The organism is Pedobacter sp. Bi126 (assembly GCF_918698245.1).
Lineage (GTDB): Bacteria > Bacteroidota > Bacteroidia > Sphingobacteriales > Sphingobacteriaceae > Pedobacter.
Window position 1 is genome coordinate 885,714 of sequence record NZ_CAKKMS010000004.1, and the last position, 26,326, is coordinate 912,039.

At 38.0% G+C, this 26,326-nt stretch carries 19 protein-coding genes; 6 read left to right on the forward strand and 13 right to left on the reverse strand.

Annotated features, from left to right (window positions below):
- Positions 1-67 precede the first annotated feature (67 nt).
- Positions 68-628 (reverse strand): sigma-70 family RNA polymerase sigma factor, encoded by a 561-nt coding sequence (locus LQ201_RS18595; RefSeq protein ID WP_230146313.1) that lies wholly within the window; start codon positions 626-628, stop codon positions 68-70.
- A gap of 282 nt (positions 629-910) precedes the next feature.
- On the opposite strand from LQ201_RS18595, the gene LQ201_RS18600 reads away from it, so the two are divergent.
- Both LQ201_RS18600 and LQ201_RS18605 read left to right on the forward strand, forming a co-directional pair.
- Positions 911-1,855: an NAD-dependent epimerase/dehydratase family protein gene (locus tag LQ201_RS18600; RefSeq protein WP_057933983.1), complete on the forward strand. Its 945-nt coding sequence runs from the start codon at positions 911-913 to the stop codon at positions 1,853-1,855.
- A gap of 74 nt (positions 1,856-1,929) precedes the next feature.
- Positions 1,930-2,658, forward strand: a complete 729-nt coding sequence (locus LQ201_RS18605) for a YebC/PmpR family DNA-binding transcriptional regulator (RefSeq protein ID WP_088299327.1) — start codon at positions 1,930-1,932, stop codon at positions 2,656-2,658.
- Positions 2,659-2,911: 253 nt separating this feature from the next.
- Here LQ201_RS18605 and LQ201_RS18610 read toward each other — a convergent pair whose 3' ends face one another.
- The 12 genes from LQ201_RS18610 to LQ201_RS18665 form a co-directional block, all read right to left on the reverse strand.
- Positions 2,912-3,691: a prolyl oligopeptidase family serine peptidase gene (locus LQ201_RS18610; RefSeq protein WP_230146314.1), complete on the reverse strand. Its 780-nt coding sequence runs from the start codon at positions 3,689-3,691 to the stop codon at positions 2,912-2,914.
- Between the two features lie 150 nt (positions 3,692-3,841).
- The gene (bglX, locus tag LQ201_RS18615; protein WP_230146315.1) at positions 3,842-6,139 is read right to left on the reverse strand and encodes a beta-glucosidase BglX; all 2,298 of its coding nucleotides are present in this window, start codon (positions 6,137-6,139) and stop codon (positions 3,842-3,844) included.
- 146 nt (positions 6,140-6,285) lie between these two features.
- Positions 6,286-8,040 (reverse strand): discoidin domain-containing protein, encoded by a 1,755-nt coding sequence (locus LQ201_RS18620; protein ID WP_230146316.1) that lies wholly within the window; start codon positions 8,038-8,040, stop codon positions 6,286-6,288.
- Positions 8,041-8,053: 13 nt separating this feature from the next.
- Positions 8,054-8,455: a lactonase family protein gene (locus LQ201_RS18625; RefSeq protein WP_230146317.1), complete on the reverse strand. Its 402-nt coding sequence runs from the start codon at positions 8,453-8,455 to the stop codon at positions 8,054-8,056.
- A 58-nt stretch (positions 8,456-8,513) separates the two neighbouring features.
- A complete protein-coding gene (locus tag LQ201_RS18630; protein WP_230146318.1) occupies positions 8,514-9,887 on the reverse strand; it encodes a glucoamylase family protein in 1,374 nt (457 codons plus the stop codon).
- A gap of 66 nt (positions 9,888-9,953) precedes the next feature.
- The gene (locus LQ201_RS18635) at positions 9,954-11,426 is read right to left on the reverse strand and encodes a RagB/SusD family nutrient uptake outer membrane protein (RefSeq protein WP_230146319.1); all 1,473 of its coding nucleotides are present in this window, start codon (positions 11,424-11,426) and stop codon (positions 9,954-9,956) included.
- 10 nt (positions 11,427-11,436) lie between these two features.
- The gene (locus LQ201_RS18640; protein ID WP_230146320.1) at positions 11,437-14,448 is read right to left on the reverse strand and encodes a TonB-dependent receptor; all 3,012 of its coding nucleotides are present in this window, start codon (positions 14,446-14,448) and stop codon (positions 11,437-11,439) included.
- 374 nt (positions 14,449-14,822) lie between these two features.
- Complete coding sequence (locus LQ201_RS18645) at positions 14,823-17,729, reverse strand: triple tyrosine motif-containing protein (RefSeq protein WP_230146321.1); 2,907 nt, start codon at positions 17,727-17,729, stop codon at positions 14,823-14,825.
- Between the two features lie 129 nt (positions 17,730-17,858).
- Positions 17,859-18,188, reverse strand: a complete 330-nt coding sequence (locus LQ201_RS18650) for a four helix bundle protein (protein WP_371823056.1) — start codon at positions 18,186-18,188, stop codon at positions 17,859-17,861.
- A gap of 173 nt (positions 18,189-18,361) precedes the next feature.
- A complete protein-coding gene (locus LQ201_RS18655) occupies positions 18,362-19,297 on the reverse strand; it encodes a rhodanese-related sulfurtransferase (RefSeq protein ID WP_230146322.1) in 936 nt (311 codons plus the stop codon).
- Between the two features lie 184 nt (positions 19,298-19,481).
- Positions 19,482-21,929, reverse strand: coding sequence for a DUF5686 and carboxypeptidase regulatory-like domain-containing protein (locus LQ201_RS18660; RefSeq protein ID WP_230146323.1), 2,448 nt, complete (start codon positions 21,927-21,929; stop codon positions 19,482-19,484).
- A 134-nt stretch (positions 21,930-22,063) separates the two neighbouring features.
- A complete protein-coding gene (locus tag LQ201_RS18665; protein WP_230146324.1) occupies positions 22,064-22,417 on the reverse strand; it encodes a hypothetical protein in 354 nt (117 codons plus the stop codon).
- 236 nt (positions 22,418-22,653) lie between these two features.
- Here LQ201_RS18665 and kbl point away from each other — a divergent pair, with 236 nt between their 5' ends.
- The 4 genes from kbl (at position 22,654) to LQ201_RS18685 (ending at position 26,016) form a co-directional block, all read left to right on the forward strand.
- A complete protein-coding gene (gene kbl, locus LQ201_RS18670) occupies positions 22,654-23,841 on the forward strand; it encodes a glycine C-acetyltransferase (RefSeq protein WP_230146325.1) in 1,188 nt (395 codons plus the stop codon).
- Between the two features lie 147 nt (positions 23,842-23,988).
- Positions 23,989-25,029 (forward strand): phenylalanine--tRNA ligase subunit alpha, encoded by a 1,041-nt coding sequence (gene pheS, locus LQ201_RS18675; RefSeq protein ID WP_230146326.1) that lies wholly within the window; start codon positions 23,989-23,991, stop codon positions 25,027-25,029.
- Positions 25,029-25,439: a hypothetical protein gene (locus tag LQ201_RS18680; protein ID WP_230146327.1), complete on the forward strand. Its 411-nt coding sequence runs from the start codon at positions 25,029-25,031 to the stop codon at positions 25,437-25,439. Before pheS ends, LQ201_RS18680 begins: the two co-directional genes overlap by 1 nt.
- A gap of 1 nt (position 25,440) precedes the next feature.
- Complete coding sequence (locus LQ201_RS18685; RefSeq protein ID WP_029274048.1) at positions 25,441-26,016, forward strand: TetR/AcrR family transcriptional regulator; 576 nt, start codon at positions 25,441-25,443, stop codon at positions 26,014-26,016.
- Positions 26,017-26,326: the final 310 nt, after the last annotated feature.

The window sequence follows — 26,326 nt, forward strand, 5'->3', positions numbered from 1 at the left end:
TGAATGCAAACCCCTAAAGGTAGGAGGTAAAAAAAGCTAAAATAATTTGTAATTATCTGATAGTCAGCTATAAAAAGATATAGAAATTTTTAATATATTCTTTAATCCTTTTAATTGAGCGGGTAATGTGATATTCTACCGCTTTTTCGGAGATATTTAGACCAGCAGAAATATCTTTAGTAGATTGGTGCTGGTAGCGGCTCAGCCTGAAAACCTCCTGTGTTTTTTCTGGAAGGGAGTTGATACCTTCTTCAATGATGGAAGATAGATCGTGAAGATCGACCAGATTCGTAGTATCCTGATGGTTTTCTGAATAGGTTAGGCTTTGGTACTCCATGTACTTATTCTCCATAACCAGGCTCCTGATGTGGTTAATCACACTTAACTTCAAGGCTCCGAACAAATAAGCCTGGAGGTTATTAATCACTGCTTCCTGCCGCTTTTCCCAAAGGGAGATAAAGATGTTCTGCACCAGTTCTTCAGCAATTACCTTGTCGCCTGTTTTTTTGTAGGCTGCCAATAAAAGCTCATTACTATAAGTGAAATATATTTTTTCGTAAGCCTGCTTATCGCCCAGTTGTAAGCGATCAAGTAAATCATCAGATTTTTCAGGCTCAGCGTGAGTCATTTGTTATTTGGTTATGCAGGTAAGTGTAGTAAATGTAATAAAATTAATGTTGAAATGTAATCAAGTTTGATTGTTGTATGATCTCATTGTTGAAAGGTTCAAATACCTGAGATATCAGTTAACAGTTTTCAGTTGGCAATTTGCAGTTAGCAATGCAACAATTAAACAATCCGGTTAACAGTTAACTAGTTTATACAATTAACCACTATTCTATACACTAAGTATAAATATTTTATCGCCTTTTATCTCATTTTTTTACCTTTGCTCAATCTCAAAAAAATTATGCAAGAAAAAATTGTTGTTTTAGGCTCTAACGGGCAAATTGGTACCGAGTTGGTAACCATGTTACGTAAAATATATGGTGATGATCATGTGGTTGCATGCGATATTCGCAGACCAGATTATGATATCAAAAACTCTGCACCGTTTGAATTTGTGAATGTGCTTGATAAAGAAATGATCAATGGTATTTTTCACAAATACAAACCAACACAGGTTTACCTTTTAGCAGCTTTATTATCGGCTACAGGTGAGCAGAATCCAAAATTAGCCTGGGATTTAAATATGAACGGCTTGCTGAATGTTTTAGATTTAGCTTTAGAATATAAAACCGCTAAGGTATATTGGCCAAGTTCTATTGCTGTATTTGGCCCGAATTCGCCAAAAGATAATACCTCGCAATATTGTGTAATGGATCCGAATACCGTTTATGGAATCAGTAAACTGGCAGGCGAGCGCTGGTGCGAATATTATAACCAAAAATACGGATTAGATGTGAGGAGTATCCGTTATCCAGGATTAATCAGCTGGAAAGCTGCTCCAGGTGGTGGTACAACAGATTATGCAATCCATATTTTTCACGATGCATTGAAAAAAGGCAGTTATCAGAGTTTCTTAAATGCAGAAACGGAGTTGCCAATGATGTATATGGATGATGCGATCCGCGGAACAATTGAACTGATGGATGCACCGGCAGATCAGATTTCGGTGCGTAGCAGCTATAATTTTGGTGGGGTAAGTTTTACACCTGAGGTTTTAGCAGCCGAAATCAGAAAACATATTCCAGATTTTACATTATCTTACGCTGCTAATGATCCCCGTCAGCAAATTGCAAATAGCTGGCCACGTTCTATCGACGATAACTACGCTGCAAAAGATTGGGGATGGAAACCAGAATTCGATTTATCGAAACTGACAATTGATATGTTGAATAATTTAAAAAAATAATATAAAGGTAGAGGGTTGAAAGGTTGAAGGCATAAGGTCTCCTATCTCAAATCTTATATCTCAATACTCGAAAAATGGGAAGAGCATTCGAATTTAGAAAAGAGAGAAAATTTAAGCGTTGGGCCAAAATGGCGGTTCAGTTTACGCGTATTGGTAAAGATATTGTAATGGCAGTTAAGGAATCCGGACCTCATCCGGAAACCAACTCGCGCTTACGTACGGCGATGCAAAATGCGAAAGCGGTAAACATGCCAAAAGATAGGGTAGAGGCAGCTATTAAGCGTGCATCTGATAAATCGATGGCCAATTACGAAGAAATTGTATACGAAGGTTATGCACCACACGGCGTAGCAGTTTTAATTGAAACAGCTACAGATAATACCAACCGTACCGTAGCAAACGTTCGTAGTTATTTTAACAAAACGGATGGTTCTTTGGGTAAAACCGGATCGTTAGATTTCGTTTTTAGCCGCAAATCTGTTTTCCGTTTTGTACCGGCTGAAGGTTTAGACTTAGAAGAGTTAGAGTTTGAACTCATTGATGCTGGTTTAGAAGAATTGTACGTAGAGGCTGATGAAGAAGGCAACGATATCGCTGTTGCTCAAGGTGCTTTCGAAAACTTTGGTTCTTTACAAAAAGCTTTAGAAGAAAAAGGCATTGAGTTAAAGAGCTCAAAACTAGAGCGTATTGCTTTGTCTCACCATGAGGTTACAGAAGAACAAGCTGCTGACGTTTTGAAATTGATCGATAAGTTAGAGGAAGATGATGATGTGCAGGCTGTTTACCATAATATGGCGGAGTAATATCAATTGGAATATTTTACAAGAGCCTGAAGATTTTTTCTTCAGGCTTTTTTATGGTTTTTATTTTTTTGAAGAGCAAAACCTGTGTATTTCGGTTACAGCAGTCCCGCCATCATTTCAAGTCTTCGGTCTCGTTCCTCAACCTCCGGGCTTTTCATTTTGTCGGGTCTAGGTTACTCCTCTCGTCTTAGCGAGACGCTAAGACGAGAGGAAGATAGATACTGAAACAAGTTCAGTAAGGCGGATCGTTCTACTATTTCTTATGTGAAAATAGCCAGGTTAACAATTCTGGCTCTGCAAAGGCGCTGTCCCAGCTATTGTGGTTGGCATTTGGATACAGCGTAAACTTCACCTCATCACCAACCGTTTTCAAACGTTCGGCAATGGCAATCGAAAAAGCCGGATCAACTACATCATCTTTTGCACCATGGAAAATCCAAAGCGGTATTTTTTGATATTTTTTAATATTGTTGGTGTTATCGCCACCACAGATGGCAATGGCAGCGGCAAATTTGTGGCGTTCCCTTCTTAACAGCTCATAAGTACCCATTGCCCCCATTGATAAACCGCCCACATACACCTGATCTTTGTTTATATAAGGTTTATTAAGGAAGTTTTTAACCATGCCTTGTAACGCATGCATAATTTTGGTTGGCTTGCCACCTTCCACAAAACTGATTCTCCTTTTACCTTTTGCATCTTTCTCAAAATTGGCATTTGCCCAAAAGTCGTTTGATGGGCATTGTGGGAAAACAACAATAGCAGGGAAATTTTTGCGTAAATCATTTTTTAAAAACAATTTTCCACCATGTACCAATTGACTGGTATTGTCATTCCCCCTTTCGCCGCTTCCATGGAGGAAGAAGATGATCGGATATTTTTGGTCGGGATTAAAATTCTCGGGAAACAGGATTCTGTAATAAATAGAGTCCTTCCCTTTGATATAGCTTCCCTTGTCGTATTTTTTAAAGTCTTGAGCGTTTAAAAAGAGTACAGAAAAAAGAATGCAGATGGTAAAAAAAATCTTTTTCATCCGTTTTATATTATTTTAAAGTTGATGGAGCTATCATGATTTGTTATTTCAAGGTGTGTTTTGATAAATTATGATGGTTTCATTTAACAAAAATAGAAAACCCTGGCTACTTTACAATAGCACAGGGTTCATAACCAAACCTAATTGTCTTTATTTCAGTGTAAAAGATGCTTCTTTTACATCGCGTGAGTTTGTGCCAATGAATACTTTAAAATCGCCAGGTTCAGCCACGAATTTTAGATCAGCATTGTAAAACTTAAGATCATTTTCGGAAATGTTGAAAGTGACGGTTTTACTTTCTCCGGCTTTTAAATTAATCTTTTGGAAACCTTTTAGCTCTTTAACCGGACGGGTAATACTTCCCACAAGATCCTGGATATACAATTGAACAACCTCTTTGCCATCATATTTGCCCGTATTGCTTAGCGTAACCGATGCGGTGATCGATTTTCCTTTGGTTAAGGTGTTTGAACTTAATTTAACATCGCTGTAATTAAACGTGGTATAGCTCAGGCCAAAACCGAATGGATATAAAGGATCGTTGCTTACATCTAAATAGTTGGAACGGAATTTTTCGAACCACTTACCCTCTGCCAACGGTCGACCAGTGTTTTTATGTGCATAATACAAAGGCACCTGACCTACATTTTGAGGGAAAGTTGCACTCAGTTTACCTGAAGGATTAACATCGCCAAAAAGTACATCGGCAATTGCATTTCCTGCTTCACTACCCGGAAACCAAACATTTAAAATGGAAGGAATATTTTCCTGCTCCCAGTTTAATGCCAACGGACGGCCTGTAAACAACACCAGTACCACTGGTTTGCCAGTTTTAGCCAGTGCTTTTAGCAGGTTTTTTTGCGTTTTAGGAATCTGGATATCGGTTACACTGCTGCTTTCGCCTGTAAATTCAGAACCTTCGCCAATGGTAGCCACAATAACGTCCGATTTTTTAGCAACCTCTAGTGCTTCCCTGATCATTTCTGCTTCGGTTCGTGGATCGCGTTTGTAAGTAGGATTGTGAATGTTTACATAACGGTGCTCCATAGCAGAATCTGCTAAAAAATTAGCGCCGCGTGCGGTTAAAATTTTTGCTTTATCACCCAAAACATTTTTTAAACCTTGAAGTACTGTTACCGATTTATCAAAAAGTGCAGCAACACTCCAGGTACCGTACATGTTGGCGGTATTATCTGCCAGTGGGCCGATTAAGCCGATAGTACCTGATTTTTTTAATGGAAGTATATTATTGTTGTTTTTTAGTAACACGAAGCTTTCAGCTGCAATTTCACGTGCAACCTGACGGTTAGCTGGACTAAAAACCTCTTTTTCTGCTCTTTCTGCATTACAGAATTTATAAGGATCAGCAAATAAACCCAATTTATATTTTGCCTGAAGCACTAATCGGCATGCCCTGTCTATTTGTGCCATGCCAACTTTTTTCTCTGCCAATGATTTTTTTAAAGTACCTAAAAAGCCTTCGCCCACCATATCCATATCAATGCCAGCATTTAAAGCCAGGGCAGAAACAGTTTGTAAATCGCCCATGCCGTGGGCAATCATTTCAGGGATGCCCGTATAATCAGTTACCACGAACCCTTTAAAGCCCCATTGGTTACGTAAAACATCGGTCATTAACCATTTACTTCCTGTAGCCGGAATGCCATCAACTTCGTTAAAAGAGGCCATAATACTGGCTGCTCCTGCATCAACAGCGGCTTTGTAAGGAGGGAAATATTCATTGTACATGCGCACTTTGCTCATATCGGTAGTATTATAGTCTCTGCCAGCTTCAGCAGCGCCATAAAGTGCATAATGTTTTACACAGGCTAAAATTTCGTTATTGGCCTGAAGTTTACCTTGATAACCTTTCACCATGGCTGCGGCAATCTGCGACCCTAAATAAGCATCTTCGCCACTTCCTTCCGAAATGCGGCCCCAACGCGGGTCTCTGGAAATATCAACCATAGGAGAGAAGGTCCAGTTAATTCCACTTGCACTGGCTTCTATTGCAGCAACCCTTGCCGATTTTTGTACTGCATTCATGTCCCAAACGCAACTCATTCCCAAAGGAATGGGGAAAACGGTATTGTAGCCATGGATTACATCCATTCCAAAAAGCAATGGGATTTTCATGCGGCTGTTTTCTACTGCAATCTTTTGAACTGCCTTTATCTTATCTACTCCTTTAATGTTAAATAAACCACCAACTTGCCCATCTCTAATTTTTTTAGAAATGTCGCTGCTGTTAGCCTGTCCCGTGGTGATATCGCCAGAACTTGGCAGGTTCAATTGACCAATTTTTTCCTCAACTGTCATTTTCGCCATCAGATTGCTGATGAAGGTATTCATCTTTGCATCTGCTGCCGAAACAGTTTTTTTTGTTTGTGCTGATCCGTTCAGTACAAGCAAGGTTAAAAAAACAACCAGGATATTCGCTCTCTTCATTATATGTGTGTTTTATTCTTTTTATTAGCTGGCGCTCGTTCGCAACGAGTGCTAAATAGCTTTACGATTTTATCGTGTTTTAACATTAATCGCTAAAAGCGATTGGTTTATTTTCACACTCGTCACAAACGAGCACGAACATTATTCTAATCAACTTTCTTTATTTCCGTTTTTGTGGATACACCATTCTCATTTATCGCTTCAATGGCAAAATAATAGGCTTTTTGGCTGTCCATTGCTTTGAACCAGTACTCGTTAAAATCATGGATCATGATGCAATTGTATAGCTTATCTGGCGCGGTACCGTAGTAAAGATTATAGGCAAATGCATTATCAACAGGCTCCCATTTAATATAGGCGCTGCGTTTATCTTTTTCTGTCCTCAATACAATCAAGTTTTTAACATTTGTTGGTTTTTCTCCATTTCCATTGCCGAAAACACGTAAGCCGCTAATGGCAAATTTTCCGGTTGGCATGTGGATGTTTACCATTTTGATGAACCTGGTTTTTACCGGTTTCTGCAGTTCAATATAATCGTGCGGTACATCGGTTTTGTTCTGGCTTTTATCAACCAGGATAGTCCATTTTTTACCGTCTGTTGATGATAGAATCTTATATTGATGGTAAATTCCGATCTGTTTACCAATAAATTCTGCATCCTGATCAGCATAATTAATCTGGATGGCATTAACGGTTGCCAGGCTGCCCAGATCGGTCTGGATCCATTCTCCATTGTTTGCGGTTTTTGCACTCCAATAAGTCTTAATGCTTTCATCAACAGCATTATTGGCATTAAAGCTTCCTAAAGTTGAAGAAACCGTAACGGGTTTTTTATAGTTAATGAGCATCCAACCTGGACCTGCCGGACCATCTTCTTTTCTTTCAGAAGGTAGATAGAGGGGATAGTCTCCAAAAGCAGTATTGGTCCACATCACATCGTCTTTATCAAAACCGGTTGGCCAGATACCCATTCTGCGCTCCCAGGTGTTTTTTACACAGATAATGCTCGTAGAAATGTGCCAGTAATTTTTACTGTTATCCTGAAAGGTTGCACCATGCCCTGCACCACGCGAAAATCCACCGCCTTTATAACTTAAAGGATCAGATTGAGGAGTGAATGGACTATCGTAAAACAAAGGTTTGGTTCCAACCACCACTCCATCAGAATAACCACTAAATTCGGTTCCTGGTGCTCCGTATTGAAAGTAATATTTACCATTATGTTTGGTCATCCATGCACCTTCGGCAAAAGGATCAAGAAATGTATTGTCCATATATTCGCCAAAACGCTGCCAGCCATACCGCCAGCTTTCAAGCAGGTACATTGGTGTGCGGGTGCCTTTAGGTTGAAAAGTTTTGCGGTCTAATTCTACGCCATACATGGGGTAATTATTACTGCTTCCGTTATACATGTAAAATTTGCCATCGTCATCGGTAAAAAAGGCCGGATCCCAGCCACCAATTTCTAGCGAATCCACCAATGGAAACCATTTGTTCCCTTTGGGATCGGTACTTCCCCATAAAGTGAAGTTTTTAGTATAAGTACTCCCGAAAACGACCATGGTATCGCCAACAATGCCTACCCCAGGTGCACAGAGTTCATCTTTTGTTTTGTTCCATGGACGGAGAAATTTTCTCTCATGGAATTTCCAGTTCAGCATATCGGCACTATGCCAATAACCCCATTGGTTGGTGCTGAAAAGATAGAAATCGCCCTTATAATTTACAATCACCGGATCGGCGGTGGCACGGTGTTTCCCCCATTCGGTAAAAGATTCGAATGGTGTATAACCATAATCTATATTGATTGGGTTGCAATACGTTTTTTGCTGAGCGTATGCAGCATAAGTACCGCAGAATAGCAATGAAATTAGAAATATTTTGAATAAATGTTTAGCCATTATTCTTATGGGGTTAATTAAAAATGTTTATTCGTGCGCAGCTCGAACAGCCAATTGCCATTCCGCTAACGCTTAATCCGGTAACGTGCGATTGATGCTCCCAGTAAACCCACATATCATGTGCGCCACCTGTTGAAGTTAATTTTACAGTGTAAATGTCTCCGTTTTCTGGTATTTGCCCGATTACTGTTCCGCTTGGCGAGTTTGGCGGGATAAAGAAAGAATAAACACCACCACTGGTATTGTTTTCTAGTGTAACATACACGCCATCGCTGGTAGAATTTGTTGCGGTTACATTTACGGTTGCAAACTTTGATTTTATGGTTTTATGTTTTGCGCCCGGTACGGTAGTGAAGCTCGAATTTAGGATTACAAGCCCTATCATTGCTGTTAATATTAAAATTATTCTTTTCATGGTTCTGTAGATTTAATTTGAAATATATGATGGCTAAACATTTATATACTACTGAATACTATGGCTTAAATTGGAAATCCAGTTTTTTTAATCCATCTTGAACATCTTTGTTTCCCATAAAAAGCTTCCAAAGTAGGCCTGATCTATAATTTTCGATCATCACTACCATTGGTCCTTGGTCGATGCCCAAATATCTTTTCGGATACCAGTTATCGGTTTCAGAAAAAGCATCATAGAAACCATATTTGCCCCAAACTTTATCGCCTAGATCCTCATAAAGATGTCTGATTACTTTCATCGATTCTTTTGGCGTGTATGGGATTGATGATATAGCTGCAGTAGGAGAGATTACGCCAAAATCTTCCTGAGGATTGTGTGCTGCATAACCTTTTACCGAATAACTGGCTGTTAAACCCCAGTTGTTTTCTCCATAACCTTTAAATTTCTTTGGATTGGCTACACAGTAATCGTGTATGGCAAGTGTGTGGTTTACGTTATTTTCCCAATAATCGGCATAACGGTCTTTTAATCCTTTCGGATTTAGACCTAAATAGGAGTAATGTGCCCAAAATAATGGTCCTACTGAATTTTTCTGGCCTTGATAATCAAGTGTAAAAGGATGTCCGTAAAATTTGAAATTGGTTTTAATCTGCCCGTTTCTTGCCCAACCTTCGTGATACACCTCTGCAGGGACACCATGCGTAGGGGATGAAGCGGCCATTACATACATAACCAAACATTCATTATAACCTTTAACCGGAAAATTCATTTCCCATTTATATGCTGGCGACCAATGCCAGTACAATACATTTTGGCCATTGCGGTACCAGTTAAAATCAATTCCTTTCCAAAGTTCATCAGCTTTTTTAGCTAATGCTTTTTCACCACCCGTTCCATTTTTATAATATTCGTTAATACAGATTAAGGCCTGTGCAACAAAAGAAGTTTCTACGAGATCGCCTCCGTTATCTTTTTGCCCAAATGGACGTACTTTCCCTGTTTCACCATTTATCCAATGCGACCATGCGCCATGAAAACGATCGGCTTTGGATAGAAAATCCAATATTTTGTTTAATCTGTCTAATCCCTCTTTTTTTGTTACATAACCTCTATCAATACCACTTAAAATGGCCATCAAGCCAAAACCAGTTGCACCAGTTGCCACTGTGTTCTTATCATTTTCTGGGTATACGTTATCCACATGAAAGCGTTCTCTACCTGCGCCTGAGGTAGGTTCGGCACCATCCCAAAAATATTGAAAGGTTTGCTTTTGAACCAGATCTAATAGTTCAATATCTGATAGGTTCTTTTTAATGGAGAGATCGGGGTTATACTTGCCGTTTTTATTTTTTGTACAAGCGCTAACAAGCAAAAAGGAGCAGAGTGTGGCTACCAGTATAAGTGTAATTTTCTTTAGATCTGTTTTCAACATAGTACGGAGCAAAGGAAAGAAAGGTTGTCAGTATTAACCGACAACCTTTATTAAAAGATTTAAATTTTAGTAACCTGGATTTTGTTTTAACAGATTTCCACTTAACTCAATTTCATTCTGAGGAATTGGCCAAACTTCATTTTTGTTGGCTTTCCAACCTTTAGGACCAAAAACTGTTGCGGCTCTTCCTTGACGGATAACGTCGAAGTAACGATCATTTTCCATAGCAAGTTCTACTTGTCTTTCTTTCCAGATCGCTTGACGTAATGCATCCTTATCTGTGGTGATAACATTTGGAAGGATATTATTATTTCCACCTCTTGCACGTGCACGAACCCTATTTAGTGAGGTTAATGCTTGCGAAGGATTGCCCAATTCGTTAGCAGCTTCTGCGTTCATTAAAAGAATATCAGCAAACCTTAACACCCTAAAATTCTGCTGCGCACCTTCGTTAAATCCAGATACCCGCATTGCAAATGGGACATAAGATTTTTGATTGTATCTTTCGTTTGGTACACTATTAGGAATTAAATCGCCTTGTGGAGTAGTTTCACCTTTAAACAAAATTGTAGCATCTTTACGTGGATCTCCGGCCTCAAAAGCATTAGCTAATACCTCTGATGGTGTGTTAAAGCCCCAGCCCATTATCCCGGCTACGCCTTGAACCTGGCTGTATTGCGATGTTGAGGCATCAGGATTACCAGGAACTAACTCTGCCTGTACTTCAAATAAAGATTCGATGTTATTTTCATTCTGAGTTCTGAAACCTTTTTCAAAGTCTGGGAATAAATCATATCCCATTGTCATTACCTGATTGGTTAATGAGAGTACATCTGCCCATTTGTTTTGATACATGGCAACTTTAGCGTGTAGGCCAATAGCAGCACCTTTAGTTGCTCTACCTAGATCTGCTGCGCCATAAGATTGAGGTAAAACTGCAGCAGCTTCATTCAAATCTTTTTCGATTTGGGCATAAACAGTAGCTTTATCCGATTGAGGTAGATTATATTCGCTATTATCTTTAGGTACGTGTAACCTTAGTACCACGTTGCCATAGGCACGAACCAACCTGAAATAAGAATATGCCCTAACAAATTTGGCCTCTGCAAGGTATCTGTTTCTAAGACTCTCATCCATACTGATATTAGGGATATTATCAAGAACCTGATTACAAAGGTTGATATTTTGATATTGACCTGTCCAGAAATCTAGAAGTGTGCCATGAGTGGATGTAACCGTGAATTGATCGTAAAGATTGAAGAAGGTAGCATCTGTAGGTGTACTCCCTTTATCTGCCTCATCAGAACCCGTACTTTCAATGGCTATTGCATTAAAAGCAACATTGTTCCAGCTGCGCAAGTTAGCATAAATTGCGTTTACACCTTTTAAAGCATCTTCTGGAGTTTTCCAAAAGGTTACTGATGGTTGCTGAGCTTGAGGCGGAACATTTAGAAAATCTTTTTTGCACGATGCAGTTAAAAGTACTGCACTAATTGCAGCTGCAGCAAAAAATGATTGTGTATTTATATATTTTTTCATTTTAAGTCGATTAGAAAGTTACGTTAACTCCAAAGTTGTAGGTAGCGAACAAAGGGTATACATTAGTATCAATACCTGCATTAGTTGGTGTTCCACCTACCTCTGGGCTAAATCCTTTGTATCCAAAAATGTTAACCGCATTTTGTGCGTTTAAGAATACTCTTAAGCGTTGCATTTTCCATTTATTAACAATTGCTGATGGTAAGCTATAGCCGAGCTGGATATTTCTTAATCTGATATAATCGCCTTTTTCTACATAAAATGAGTTTGGCGCATTGTTAAGGCCTCCAGCTAAATCTGCAGAAGGATAGGTATTTGAAGTACCAGGACCGGTCCAACGGTGATCAAAGAAATCCTTAGTGTAGTTTTCGTTACCAAATCTGCTACTTAGATTAGCATTAAATACATCTACATCGGCTACACCTTGAATATCTAATGTTAAATCGAAGTTTTTGTAAGCGAAGTTGGTATTTAATCCATAAGTGAATTTAGGATTTGGATTACCAAGAACAACCCTGTCTCTTAAATCGATCAATCCATCACCGTTAATATCTGCATATTTAAAATCACCTTTTTTAAATCCAGGCCATGCTGCGGCCTCTGCATCCGTTTGGAATATACCGGCAACCTGATAGCCATAGAATTCCCCAATAGGTCTATTGTTAACAGTTCTCGTAGATACATATCCACTGGTTAAGCCAGCACCACCTTTATAAATAGGATTTGCTCCAGAAGTAACGTTTAATACTTTATTGTCATTTATTCCTAAGTTTCCACTTATCGAATAGGTTAACCCACCTGATGTTTTATCAGCCCATGTTGCTAAAAACTCGAAACCACGATTTTGAATGTCGGCCTGATTTGCAATGATAGAACTGTTTACTGTTCCTAAACTTCCTAGAACCGGGATATCAAATATCGCCTGTTCTGTTTTTCTGTTGTAATAATCCAATTCAACATTTAACCTGTTTTTTAAGAAACCCATTTCAAGGCCAATGTCAGTTCCTGCACTTCTTTCCCAAAATAAGGTTGGAGGTACAAGGGTTCTAATACTCGCACCTGTGTAAGGAATACCTCCAAAAATTGCGATTAAAGCGGCAGTTTGATCAACAGTTTGGGTTGACGGATTAAATGGAACTCCCGCATTACCCACTTTACCCCAGCTTCCTCTTAGTTTTAAATTACTGAAAATGTTCTGGTTTTTCATGAATTCTTCGTTGCTGATTACCCAGCCTGCTCCGATTGAAGGGAAGTTACCCCAAACATTATCAGATCCAAAAAATTGAGATGCACCGTCTCTTCTGATTGAAGCATTTAATAAATATTTGTTTTTGTAACCATAATTAACCCTTGCAAAGTAAGATGAAAATGTACTTAATTCCCCTTTGTCGATAATACTTCTACTTGCTGCATCACCTAAAGCCAGGTAAAGGTCTCCCTCTGAAGTGTAAGGAACGTTTTGTGCGTCAGCATTTATAGTGTACATCTTATTCCGTTGTGCAGTTTGGCCTGCTAATACGGTTAAACTATGGTCATTCCACTTTTTATCAAACGTTAACGTATTCTCAACAAGCCAGTTTCTATTCTCAATCCGGTCTATATCAAGTTTACTTATAGTGCTCAGCTGCGTGTTTGTAGCTTTATACTTTGGTACATAACCCCTTACTTCTTCCTGCCCAAAATCTCCACCAATACTGGTTTTGAAGGTAAAGTTTTTTAGGAATTTTAACTCTGCATATACATTACCGTTAATTTTATATTTGGTGGTGTTTTGATTAAAGAAATCTAATGTGGCCTGGGGATTCATATTGCTGCCATTCCCCAAATTAAAGGCATTTGGATCACCATAGCTGCCATCTGTATTAAATACAGGCACAACAGGCGATGCCGCATACATGGCCCTGAAAATAGTTGTAGGAGCATCTTTTGACTTACTATATGTTCCTGCAACATTATAGCCGATTTTTAATGGCTCAAAAATTTGGAAATCATTAGCCAACCTTGCGGTATACCGTTTATAATTATTGTTTTTAACAATTCCATCCTGATCAAGATAGCCCAAAGAGAAATTGTACGTTGATTTTTCTGCACCTCCACTTATAGATAACTGGTGATTATTTACCATCGCGGTTCTAAGTACCTGATTGTACCAGTCGGTTCCGGCACCTAAATTTGTATTGGCAAATAAGGGTGCTGCAGGAGGGGTTTGAAGACTGTATGCCTCATTTACAGCAGTTGCATATTCACTTGCATTGGCCATTTCTACCTGATTGGTTACTTTTTGAACGCCCACAGATCCATTGTAATTGATTACTGCATTTCCCTTTTTACCTTTTACGGTAGTTACCAGAACAACACCATTTGCTGCACGGATACCATAGATCGATTGTGACGATGCATCTTTTAGAATACTGATATTAGCAATGTCTGCCGGATTTAAAAAATTGATGTCATCATACCACACACCATCTACTACGTATAATGGTCCTGTTTTTCCATATATTGTACTTGTACCACGTATAGTAATTTGTGGAGAAGAACCTGGAGTACCATTATTGGTAATCGATACCCCGGCAACTTTGCCCTGTAATGCACTTACCGGGTTTACTGAGGCCTGTTTTGAAATATCTTCACCTTTTACTGTTCCTACCGATCCCGTTACATCAATTTTCCTTTGCGTACCATACCCCACAACCACAACCTGCTCTAGTTGTTGTGTTGATGAAGCTAAGGATACATTAAGTGTAGTTTGATTATTTACAGCTTGCTCTAATGCTGTGTAGCCTACAAAGTTAAATACTAATGTGGCATTTGCCGGCGCACTAATGGAGTAGTTGCCGTTCTCATCTGTTTGCGTACCATTTTGTGTTCCTTTAATTAAGATAGTTACGCCAGGTAAAGGTGTTTTGTCACCTCCATCAATTACTTTACCTTTTACGGTAATGTTTTGCGCTAATGCTACGTTAATTGTTAGCAAACAAAATGCAGCGAGAACAGAAATTCTTGTAAAGATTCTTTTCATGCTTTATTATAAATTTAGTTTAATTGTTAGTTAAATGTGAGGTTGTTTTTGCTGATGTGCAAGCGTTTTTACCTCTACATTAATACATCATGAAAGACCATTTGGTTTAATTATTGAATAAACCAAATGCTATTTTAGGCTAAAAACGCAGTTTTTGAGATTTTAACATCATATTAACAGATACAAAAGTGTAGAAAATACACTAAGTGTTTTGTGGGGCGTAGAAAGAGGCTATGAGAGGTAATGATGTAGTGCCCGATTTGAGTTTGAATAGAAAATAATCTTAAAATTCGGTTTTTATGCAATCGTTCCCGAAACTATTTGCCTCCGGTTTTTACTGTGGTAAGTTGAAATATTTTGAAGAAGGTTTGATTTTAAAGTTCCATTAAAAACTCTGTCAGGTTTTTATCGTGGGGTACTTCGAGTTTTTTGCGCAAGCGATACCTGCGTATTTCAACCCCCCTTAAACTAATGTTCAACAGTGATGACATTTCTTTGCTACTCATGTTCATCCTGAGGTAGGCGCAGAGTTTCAAATCATTCGGAACAAGATCGGGATGTTGTGCCTTTAATTTTTTAAAGAAACTTTCGTGTGCCTCATTAAAACTATTCTCAAATAAATGCCAATCACGCTCATCATTCATACCATCATTAATTACTTTCTGGATTTTTCGTGTTTGATCATCTGAGAGTTTTTTTCCATTCTCATCCTTTAATTTGGTGATCTCATCACTCAGCTTTTGGAGCAGTTCGTTTTTATAAACAAGGGTCATGGCTGAGTTGGCCAGTTCTCTATTTTTCGAGGCGAGTTCTGCCTGTAATTTTTCTGTTTGCAGCTTGATGATCTGCTTTTCGTTGATCTCCGTTTCCTGTTTCAGGATCTCTTCTTGCTCGGCCTGTAATCGGTCGCTGATTTTTTGACTGTCCCGCTGTAGTTTTCTTTCGTAGATTTTCTTACCCAGAATCAATACCACCACAAATAGAATTACATAACACAAAATGGCCCAATTATTTAAATACCATGGACGCAAAATAGTAAACGAATAAACGGTTTCCCCGCTTACTGAAGTATCATCGATTTTTGCCCTAACTTTAAAAACATAGTTCCCGGCACTTAAATTGGTAAAATCTTTTTGTGTAGCATAACTCCAATCAGACCAGGCCTTAGAGTATCCTTCTAAATAAAACTGATATTTAACCTTAGCCTGTCGGTAATAGGGTAATGCATAAGAAATGCGGATATTGTTGCGGCTATTTTCAATCTCGGTTGCTTCTTCACCATTTCCAGCTTCGCTAATGAGCGAAAATTTATCGGTAATATCTTCTACACGCCTGATCAGTACGGCGGGCAATTTTTGTTTCTGCAAACTCAGTTGAGCCGTAGGATTGTAGATTACAAACCCATCATCAACGCTGATCAGGTAAATGGAATTGCTGATTCGGCTGATATTCTCATAATATTGCACCATCCGGCCATCTAAAATGCTGAATTGATTCGAATCTATTTCTACTTTACCAGGTTCGCTAAAGTTAACCAGTGCTGTTTTGCCGTGATTAATAAACCAATATTTTTTGCCACCAGCGCTAATAATTTTATTGGAGGATTCGAAAGAACCGAGTTCTTTATTCAGTGCTTCGTACTTGGTAAACTTATTGCTCAATTCATCATAAGTATAAAAACCTGCATCAGAAGAAAAGACAATTTTGTTTTCTAAGTTAAATATATTGATGTTGTAATTGCCGGGCAGACCGTTTCTTTCATCAAAATATTTGGTGCTGGTTACACTCGTGTAGTTAGGGCTTAAGCTTAGTTTATACAGCCCCTTATAAGCATGTGCTACCCAAATATCCCCCTTGTTATCCTGTTCTACATATCTGGACGGAGCATCAAAGCCTGCAATTTTTGTAGCAAACTTTAATCCTGCTGCCGGAGATCCTGTAAAAAGCGAAAGACCGGTATAAGTACCCTGAACAAGGTAATTCGGATTTGAGTTTAGCTTTTTAATTGTCCAGCCACCAGATGATCTCGATAACCAATCGATTTTATCGCCGTTTACTTTAAATGTGCCGCTATTGTGTCCACAGATCAACTCATTATCAATAATGGTGAGTTCCCATACCTGCCCTTGCGAATTAGAGATTAACCGAAAATTAAAGGGTAAGAGGTTATCTGGCGACCACTCGCTATAAAATAAGCCCTGATTGGTGCCAAGATAAATTTTATTATTAAAGATAATGCTGGAGTAAACAGTACCAAACTGACCTGTTTTATCAAAATAAAAATATAAGGGAGAGTTAAGTTCTATACGGTCGATCCCATTATCAAGACCTGTCCAAAGATTTTGTTCATTATCGGCATATAAACTTAAAACAGTATTGTTCTGTAAACCGCTCGATTTATTGATCCGTTGCACGACCCTTCCATTTTCATCAATAATGATGAGGCCATTAAGAATAGTGCCGTAAGCAAAATATTTACCCAATAAACTTACTCCATTATTAAGTTGGTAGGTTTTAAGATAGCCATTTGCTGGTGTGTTTAGCGGCGTAAAATCTTTTCCGTCATAAGTAAATAATCCGTTTTTACTGGTGCCAATAATGAGGCCATTGGTTTTATAAGGAAGGATAGAAAGAATTCCCTCTTTGCCAAGTTTTTCACTGCTTGGGATATGGATTAACTTGTTGCCAATGAGCTCGAACAAACCTTTTTCCAGCACTTCAATTATGTACCTTTTGTTCACCTTATGAAGAAACAGAAAGGAAGATGGCGATTTTACAACCTCGATTTTGTTGTTTTTATAGAGAAATATTTTCGAAAAGGATTGAAAGATTACCCTATCCTGATCTACATAGATTTTCCAGACTTCATCATTGATTTTTATTCCTTTTGGCAAAAGATTGGTAAGTGAGCTATAGGTTAACCTGTTGCTTTTAATCGACCAAAAGCCAAATTCACCAAAGCTACCGGTATAAATTCTTCCTTTATCATCTGTTGCGACCGATCTAACAATTTGCCTGTTGGGCATCTGATATTTCTGCCAGTAGCGGCCATCAAAAGTTAAAAGTCCTTCAGCATTGCCAAAGTACATCACACCATTTTTATCTTTTGCTATACTCCAGTTCTGGTTTCCTGACGAATAAACAGATTTTGGATAATTTTCTATATATGGAACGCCTATGCTTTTAATTTCTGATGCATGGGCATTTATTGCGAAGCAGGATAATAATAATAATACGAGCCGGAAATAGTTTAGCATAAAATGGTTAATAGGTAAAGCCATTAATACACAAAGTAAATGAAAAATTGTTTAATAAGGTGGTTAATAGGTAATGATCGAGATCTGTTTGTTGATAGTCAATGGTTCATAGTTAATGGCTGTTTGCCATTTCCGTTAGATATTGACTTAATCTCACAATGAATTTTTTAACTTCGAAATCATCTTACAAAGTTGTTCGTATTCAGCATAAAGTCTTTTAAACTCAGTCTCTGTAATGTAATCTCTGGAGAAAGCCATAAATAGGCAACTCACCACCTCCAATCCAGAACGGACAGAATAAGTTAAGAATCTTGAAAATTCAGCTTTTGATTGTCCCATGCAACCTTCGGCAATATTAAGGTTGACTGAATCAGCTGCTTTCTTAATTTGATTAGCTAAACTGAAAAGTTCTATCCTAGGAAAGCTTTTTGCTATAATATCTATTTCGTTACTGAGTTTAAATGAAACCTGCCAACCTTTAATTCTTCAAATTTGAAAGCCATAATGTTAAATTTGAAATAAATATAATTATCTCTCTCAACTTTATGTCTTTAATTTTATAGTTATTAACTCTTTGACTATTAACGAATATGCTGCGAAATATGGCTATTGACCATTAGACTACTAACCATCAACTAATAGGCAATAAGCACGGTTTAACTTTTCACTGCTACCGGCTGCGGAACCTTCACATAATAGCCTGTGCCATCGTAAGGGCGCTTGCGTGGATTGGTAGTGCACTCCACCGAGCAACAGCCCTGAAGCTGATCGCCGCATTCATCGCATTGCGTAATGTGCTCATTACATTCTGGGTTGGCGCAGTTGATCATTTTAGGGGTAGTTTTACCACAGTTATAACAAACTGAAACAATGGTAGGGTTTACCTTATTTACATCAACAGCAATGCGGTTGTCGAAAACATAACACTTACCTTCAAAATCCTTTCCACCCGCTTCTTTTCCATATTTAATAATGCCACCATGTAATTGGTAAACATCGTTAAAGCCATGGTGTAAAAGCAAAGCAGAAGCTTTTTCGCATTTAATACCTCCGGTACAATAGGTTAATATTTTCTTGTCTTTATATTGGGCAAGTTGATTAATCTGTTCAGGGAAATCGCGGAAATTCTCGATATCGAGTGTTAATGCATTTTTAAATTTACCAAGATTGTGCTCATAATTGGAGCGGACATCCAGAATAATTACATCCTCATCATCTTTCATTTTCATGAAATCTACAGGCTCTAAATGTTTACCCGTTTTTTCGTTCGGATTAATGATCGAGGTATCTCTTAAACCAGAATGAACAATTTCGGATTTATAACGGCAGTGCATTTTCAGGAACGAGGGCTCCTCAACATCATCTATTTTAAACTCTGTTTTTGCAAACCTTTCATCGGCATGTACGGCTTTCATGTAAGCGTCGCAAGCCTCAACCGTACCAGAAACAGTGCCGTTTAAACCTTCATCGGCAACGATAATACGGCCAACTAAACCTAATGATTTACAAAATTTAAGGTGATCGGCAGCAAATTGTTCTGCCTCTGCTATGTAACTATAGCAATAGTAAAGTAGTGTTTGATATTTTTCCATAACGCTGTTGATACCGTTGCAAACGGCGTTTAAAGCGGGGCAAAGATAATAAAAAAAGGTAGAACGTAGAAGGCAGGGTGGAAGGTTTTTAACTCCCGATTTCAGAATCTTCCTTTTTTTAGGAAAAACATCTAAAATTGGTTTCAGTAAACCTTACGCCTAATACCCTCCTCCTTAAACCATATTACAAGGTGTAAGCTATTCTAAATCCTTGTGTTAATTTGCGGGCACCGTCGTAAGCAAAGCCATAACTGGCCCTTAGTACCAGACGCTGGAAGCCGAAATAAAATTCTTTATAATTTCTTTTTTCTGGAGAAGACAAATAACCACCTCCAATAAATTCTTCCAATTTAGCTTTACGCAGTAACGGCACTTTATTTGTGAAAAAGCCTGCAAAGTTATGCTCTAAATGCGCTTCGAAGTATTGCTGGTTGGTGCTAAACTGATAAAAATCTAAAAATTGAAACTTCCTTATGTTAGGAGGGAAGATGGTAGATATATTACCTGAAAAATGTTTGAAGTCAGGATAGTACATCTTTGCATTATTAAGAAACTTTCCTGCCCCAACCAAAAATGAACTATAACCCAATAACCCTAAGCTAATTCTGTCCTGATAAACTTCTGCTTTTACAAAATCGTAATCAACATCGCTATTTAAAACGTTGTTAAATCCTTTTTTATATAATATCGTAATTCTAGGAAAGTGAGATTCGGTATAAAACTTGCCATCTGGACGGGTAATGTATTTCTGGCCAATGGTGTAGGTTAAACTTACAGTTGCACTTAGGGAGTTGTACGTAGGGAAAAGTGGCGTTTCTACAGTTGGACTGAAAGGATTGTTCGATGTAAATTCCCTATCCTTGGCATCGATAAACTTAAATGTGGAGTTATTGATTAAATTTTTGTTCCTGCTGTAATCTACACTTGCACTTCCCTGCAATCCTGTTGCCAGTTCTCTGGTTGTGTTAATGTTAATGAAGCTTTTCTCGTAAAATTTCGAGAAGTTTTTTTCGTAAAGCAATGAGTTAATGGTATTGCCTAACGCAGTCATTGAGCCCAGATTATTTAGGTCAAAAATGCCATTTCCGAACGATGCACCTATACTGGCCCTTTTAAGCGGATTGTAATAGTAACTTCCGGTTAAACTTCCGGTAAGTTTTTGGTTGGCAAAACCATACCTCAGTTCAGGCCGGATAGAGTAAGATCTTCTATTCTCGAAATCCTTTCTGTAGGTAACCCCATATTTTACTGCAAAACCTTCTACGGTATTGTAAAATATAGCTTTAAGTACCGGATCGAAAGACCAATATTCCTTATCATAGCGATCGTTAACACTATATCCTCTAAGCAGCAATTTGCCAATGCCAAATTTATTGTTGTCTTTTTCTAGTGAGTCGAGATACTTTTTCGATTCCTTTAATTTAGCAATACTATCTTTTTTGACGTAATTAAGCTTTTCATCACCTGTTAAAGGAATCGGCCTGTTGTTTGTCCAGTAGGTAGAGTCTTTTTTGTTCACCATTTCAGTTATTTTCAATATTTCGCCATTGAAAAAGTTTTTAGGAAACTTAGGGTCAACATTGTAATTGCTATAAATACCAACAAAATAGCCTGCGATTTTAAAGCCCAATACATTACCCGCAAATTGAAAATTGATGGCGGTAGGCATATAAACCTCCTTAACCTTGGTAAATTGTTGGCTGATGTTTAAGGTATCGATAAAGTTGATCCCCGATTTTTTAGTTAAATAAACATCGGTATTGTAAATTCTCCAGCTGCCATCAATAATGTAAATAATTCCCCTAAACACAGGGTCATTTTCACGACGGGGGATGACCTCGATTTTGTGGATCAGTTCTCCATTCTCTTTGGTTTCGCCAAGCAACTTGTATTTATAGTAAAACAGGGCATTGTCTGCAATTGGTGAAATGAAGCCCCTGGTGCTTAATTTGTTTTCGAGCAGGTAATTATCATAAAAATTAATAATGAGATCAGATGCTTTATTAAAACTGAAAGCATTGTTTCTTCCGGCAACTTTTGATGAAATCATTTCTTCGTGCACATCATTAGGCCTTCTGAAATTAAACTTACTCTGCGATTCTGATAAATAAATGATGCCTTTTCGATTGGTATCGAGCTCCAGAACTTTTTGGATATCCCGACCGAAAAACTTTTTAGGGGCACCCCTTAAACGTTGTACGCCTTTAATGTAAACATCACAACTAAATTCCTTAACTTCATCTAGATGGGTTTTTCTCTGTTTGATGGTTTTGCGGATAATGGCATAAGCCGGATCTTCGGCATTTGCCCTGATGTTTACATTTTCTAAAGTATAACTTTCAGATGTTAGGGTTACATTGAGCGAAATATCGTCGGTAAGGTTGATGATGTGTTCCTGCTGTTTATAGCCCACTGCCCTGAAATTTAACGTGTATTCTCCCGTTTTTAGCTTCATCGAATATCTTCCGTCAACATTTGCAGACGTGCCGGTAGTGGTGTTTTTTAAATAAACTGATGCAAAAGGAACAGGCTGTCCGTTGGTATCTTTAACTACACCTGTAATGGTAAATTGTTGAGCAAAAACAAAATTGGTGAGGCCACAAAAAAATAGGAGCGCGCAAATTCTTATCATAAATTGGATTAGTAAGCTATAAATATCGAATAACTTTTAAGACTATACATACAGGGGGGTGTTAAAGTTTGTTAAGATTGAAAAAAATAATAACAGTTGATTATTATAAGAAGTTGTTTTCATTTATTTAAAAGCTATTCTAATCGGTATCCCTTAGAAATAATTTTGAATTCACTTCCCGTGGATGAAGTTTTAATCACATAACAGGATAAATCGGTATCAATTAATCCACGCCATTTTCCCTTAAATCTGATAAGATCGACATCTTCCGCCGAAGATATAAATGCATCATCAATACAATCATCCGCTACTATCCCAAAATTCATATCAATGCGCATCCAATATACATCTTCAAACAAAAGTTTTCCTATTCCACTGTCGTACCAATCAATTTCAAAGCTGATAGTATCTTGTTTTCCTGGTTTAGTTCTATCTATTTCGACTCTCTTTATTACTGAGTCGTGCCAGTATAATTCATCAAATTTCATATTGGATAGTAATTAGTTTTTGCGACCATAACTAGTAGCACCATTCGATAAGATATGGGTTTTGTCGGATTTGGAAATAATAGTAGTGCTAATTTTTTTAAAATCTATAAATCTTGTGTTAATTAATTAATTGATCAAACGTTTGTCTGCAATATATAGGTATAAAATTGCCTTTTTAGGTCTGTAAAGACTTTTTTTTATAACTTTGGGCGTAAAATCAACCATATCAAAAGGCCATGTATAAAACATTACAACCTGTTCTTCAGAAAGAACTTGAAGAAATCGAAAACGCTGGATTATTTAAACGCGAAAGAATTATTATTACCCCTCAGGGTGCCGACATTAAAGTAAGTGGCGGTGCTGAAGTAGTTAACTTTTGCGCAAATAATTATTTAGGGCTCTCTTCTCATCCAAAGGTGATAGAAGCGGCTAAAAAAGCGATCGACGATCATGGTTATGGAATGTCTTCGGTACGTTTTATCTGTGGTACACAAGATGTACACAAAGAATTGGAGGCTAAAATTTCTAAATTTTTAGGCACAGAAGATACCATTTTGTATGCTGCTGCATTTGATGCCAATGGTGGTGTTTTTGAACCATTATTTAATGCAGAAGATGCCATTATTTCTGATGAATTAAATCATGCATCAATTATCGACGGTGTTAGATTGTGTAAAGCACAACGTTTCCGTTATAAAAATGCAGATATGGAAGATTTGGAAAAACAGTTAATCGCGGCTAAAGATTGCAGACATAGAATTATTGTTACCGATGGTGCTTTCTCGATGGACGGATCAGTTGCTCCGCTGGATAAAATTGCAGATCTGGCTGATAAATACGAGGCCTTGATTATGATCGATGAATCGCACTGTACAGGTTTTATCGGTAAAAATGGCCGCGGAACACATGAGCACTTCAATGTAATGGACCGTATCGATATCATTACCGGTACTTTAGGTAAAGCTTTAGGTGGTGCATCTGGCGGTTTTACCTCAGGTAAAAAAGAAATTATCGATATGTTGCGTCAGCGTTCACGTCCTTATTTGTTCTCTAATACTTTAGCACCAGCAATTGCAGGTGCATCTATCGCAGTATTAGATATGTTAAGCGAAACCACATCATTAAGAGATAAACTAGAAAACAATACGAAGTATTTCCGTGAGAAAATGACTGAGGCTGGTTTCGATATTAAACCAGGTTTCCATCCAATTGTTCCGGTAATGTTGTACGATGCAAAAATTGCACAACAATTTGCTGCTAAAATGTTAGAAGAAGGTATTTATGTAATCGGGTTCTTTTATCCGGTTGTGCCTCAGGGCAAAGCGAGGATCCGTGTACAGTTATCAGCAGGACATGAGCAACATCACTTAGATAAAGCGATTGCCGCATTTACTAAGGTAGGGAAAGAATTGGGTGTAATTTAAAACCTATATATCTACGATAACTATAAAAGCCGCTTAAGCGGCTTTTATAGTTTATGGGTTCATTTTCTTTTATAATGGTATTGTAAACAGATTATTTGAACCCATCAACCCTAAAATTATTGGATAATTTGACGTATATTTGAAGCCATGTTACAGGACAAAATAACACAATATACCGATAAAATTAATGCTTTCGTAACTGAAAAAGCAGACGAGTTGGAGCAATTCCGCATCAAGTATTTAGGAAGCAAAGGCATCATTAAAGAGATTTTCGACGAATTCAAATCTGTTTCTGTTGAAGAAAAAAGATCGTTAGGTAAAGTTTTAAATGAGTTTAAGCAACTTGCCGAATCAAAATACCTCACCTTAAAAGAATCTACAGAAAGTGCTGATGTAAAAACGGAAAGTTCACAACAAGACTTAACTTTACCGGGTGAAGGTTTCGAGATTGGTTCGCGCCACCCTTTAGCCTTAGTGCGTAGAGAAATTGTAGAGATTTTTGCTAAGCTTGGTTTTACAGTAGCAGAAGGTCCTGAAATTGAAGATGATTGGCATAACTTCTCTGCACTGAACTTCCCTGAAGAGCATCCTGCAAGAGATATGCAAGATACTTTCTTCATTAAAAAAGGTGGAGAAAAAGGCGATATTGCACTGCGTACGCATACTTCTTCCGTGCAGGTGCGCATGATGGAACAGGGCCAGCCACCATTCAGGGCAATTATGCCAGGCCGTGTTTACCGTAATGAGGCCATTTCTGCACGTGCACACTGCTTTTTTCATCAGGTAGAAGGTTTGTATGTTGATGAAAATGTTTCATTCGCCGATTTAAAGCAAACTTTATTTTATTTCGTTCAGGAATTATACGGAGAAGGTACAAAAGTGCGTTTCCGCCCATCATATTTCCCTTTTACTGAGCCATCTGCAGAGATGGATATTTCATGTACCATTTGTAAAGGAGTAGGCTGCCAGTTTTGTAAATACAGTGGTTGGGTAGAAATTTTGGGCTGCGGTATGGTAGATCCCAATGTTTTGGAAAACTGTGGTATCGATTCGAAAAAATATAGCGGTTTTGCATTTGGAATGGGAATAGAACGCATTACCAATCTGAAATACGAAATTAAAGATCTGCGTTTATTCTCTGAAAACGACGTACGTTTCTTGAAGCAATTTAAATCTGCTTTAATTTAATGATGAAGTATTTATATAGCATATTGTTTGTACTCTTGATTGCCACAGGCTGTGGTAAAGATGAAGGTTACATTCCTGATGTGCCGGTAAATTATAATGTAACACTTCAAGAGTTTTCCATTAAGCAAAAAGATAATGTTATGCTAGTTGCTGATCGGGGTGTTGGCGGTTTAATTATTGTGAGAATATCATCTAACAGTTATGTCGTATTTGATCGTTGTAGTACTGTAAATCCAGAGAAAATTTGTAAAGTAGTGCCCGATGATAGTGGATTTACCGCAACCGATCCGTGTTCTGGCGCAAAATTTTCACTGCTTGATGGAAGTCCACAAAAAGCACCCGCAGAAAGAAGTTTGAAAGCATATAATATTTCGTTGCAGGGCAATACACTATTACACGTAAGCAATTAAAATGGAAGCTGAAAAAATAAAAGAAACAGTAAAAAAGGCTGCCAAAGAACTATTTAGAAAATACGGTTATCATAAAACCAGTGTAAACGAAATTGCCAAAAAGGCACGCATTGCCAAAGCAACAATTTACAAATATTTCGAAAGTAAAGAACAGGTGCTGGATAGTATCCTGATGGATTACCTTGATCAGAATCTTCACGAAATCCTGCATAATAAATTAAGCTATGCATCAGAAGAAGAACATTTAAAAGCATTGGTGATGAAAACCAGCCGTTTATCTTTTACTGCGTGTAACGAATTTATCGGGTGGGATTTTGTTCGTGAAAATGCAAACTCTCAGGAATTCTTAAAACACTTATCAGATCAGCTAGAGGCTTTGTTGTTAGCTGCTTACCTGCAATTGGATAACTTTAAGAATAACCCTGCCAGAAGGGAAGGATTGGCCTTTCTGTTAAAAGCCAGTAAGAGCATCGTATTTTCATTTGCATTTACCTCTGTTAGCGATTCTGACGTTCGTAAGAACTTTGTAAGTTTCCAGAAAGAAATATTGCCATTTTTAGTAAAAGCTGCACTTTAAATAGAAAAGTCTTTAATAACAGGTTCGTCATCTCGACCGGAGCATGGCGGAGCGGAGAGATCTAATCAAATTGCCCTCCAGGTAGATTTAGCTTAGCTGAGCACTTCGTGGTTCTCAGCTGCGTTGCACTTCGCTCGAAATGATGATATGTCGCATACTATCACAATCTGGTCTTAGCATCCCCAATGCTATTAAGTTAAGCTATTTATATGCTTGGTGCAACCTGCTTTTATTTTGCCGAACTTTAATTCTGGGAAAGCTTCTTGTTGGCTTTACCGCAACTACAGTTTTAGAAATTTGCTCTATTAGC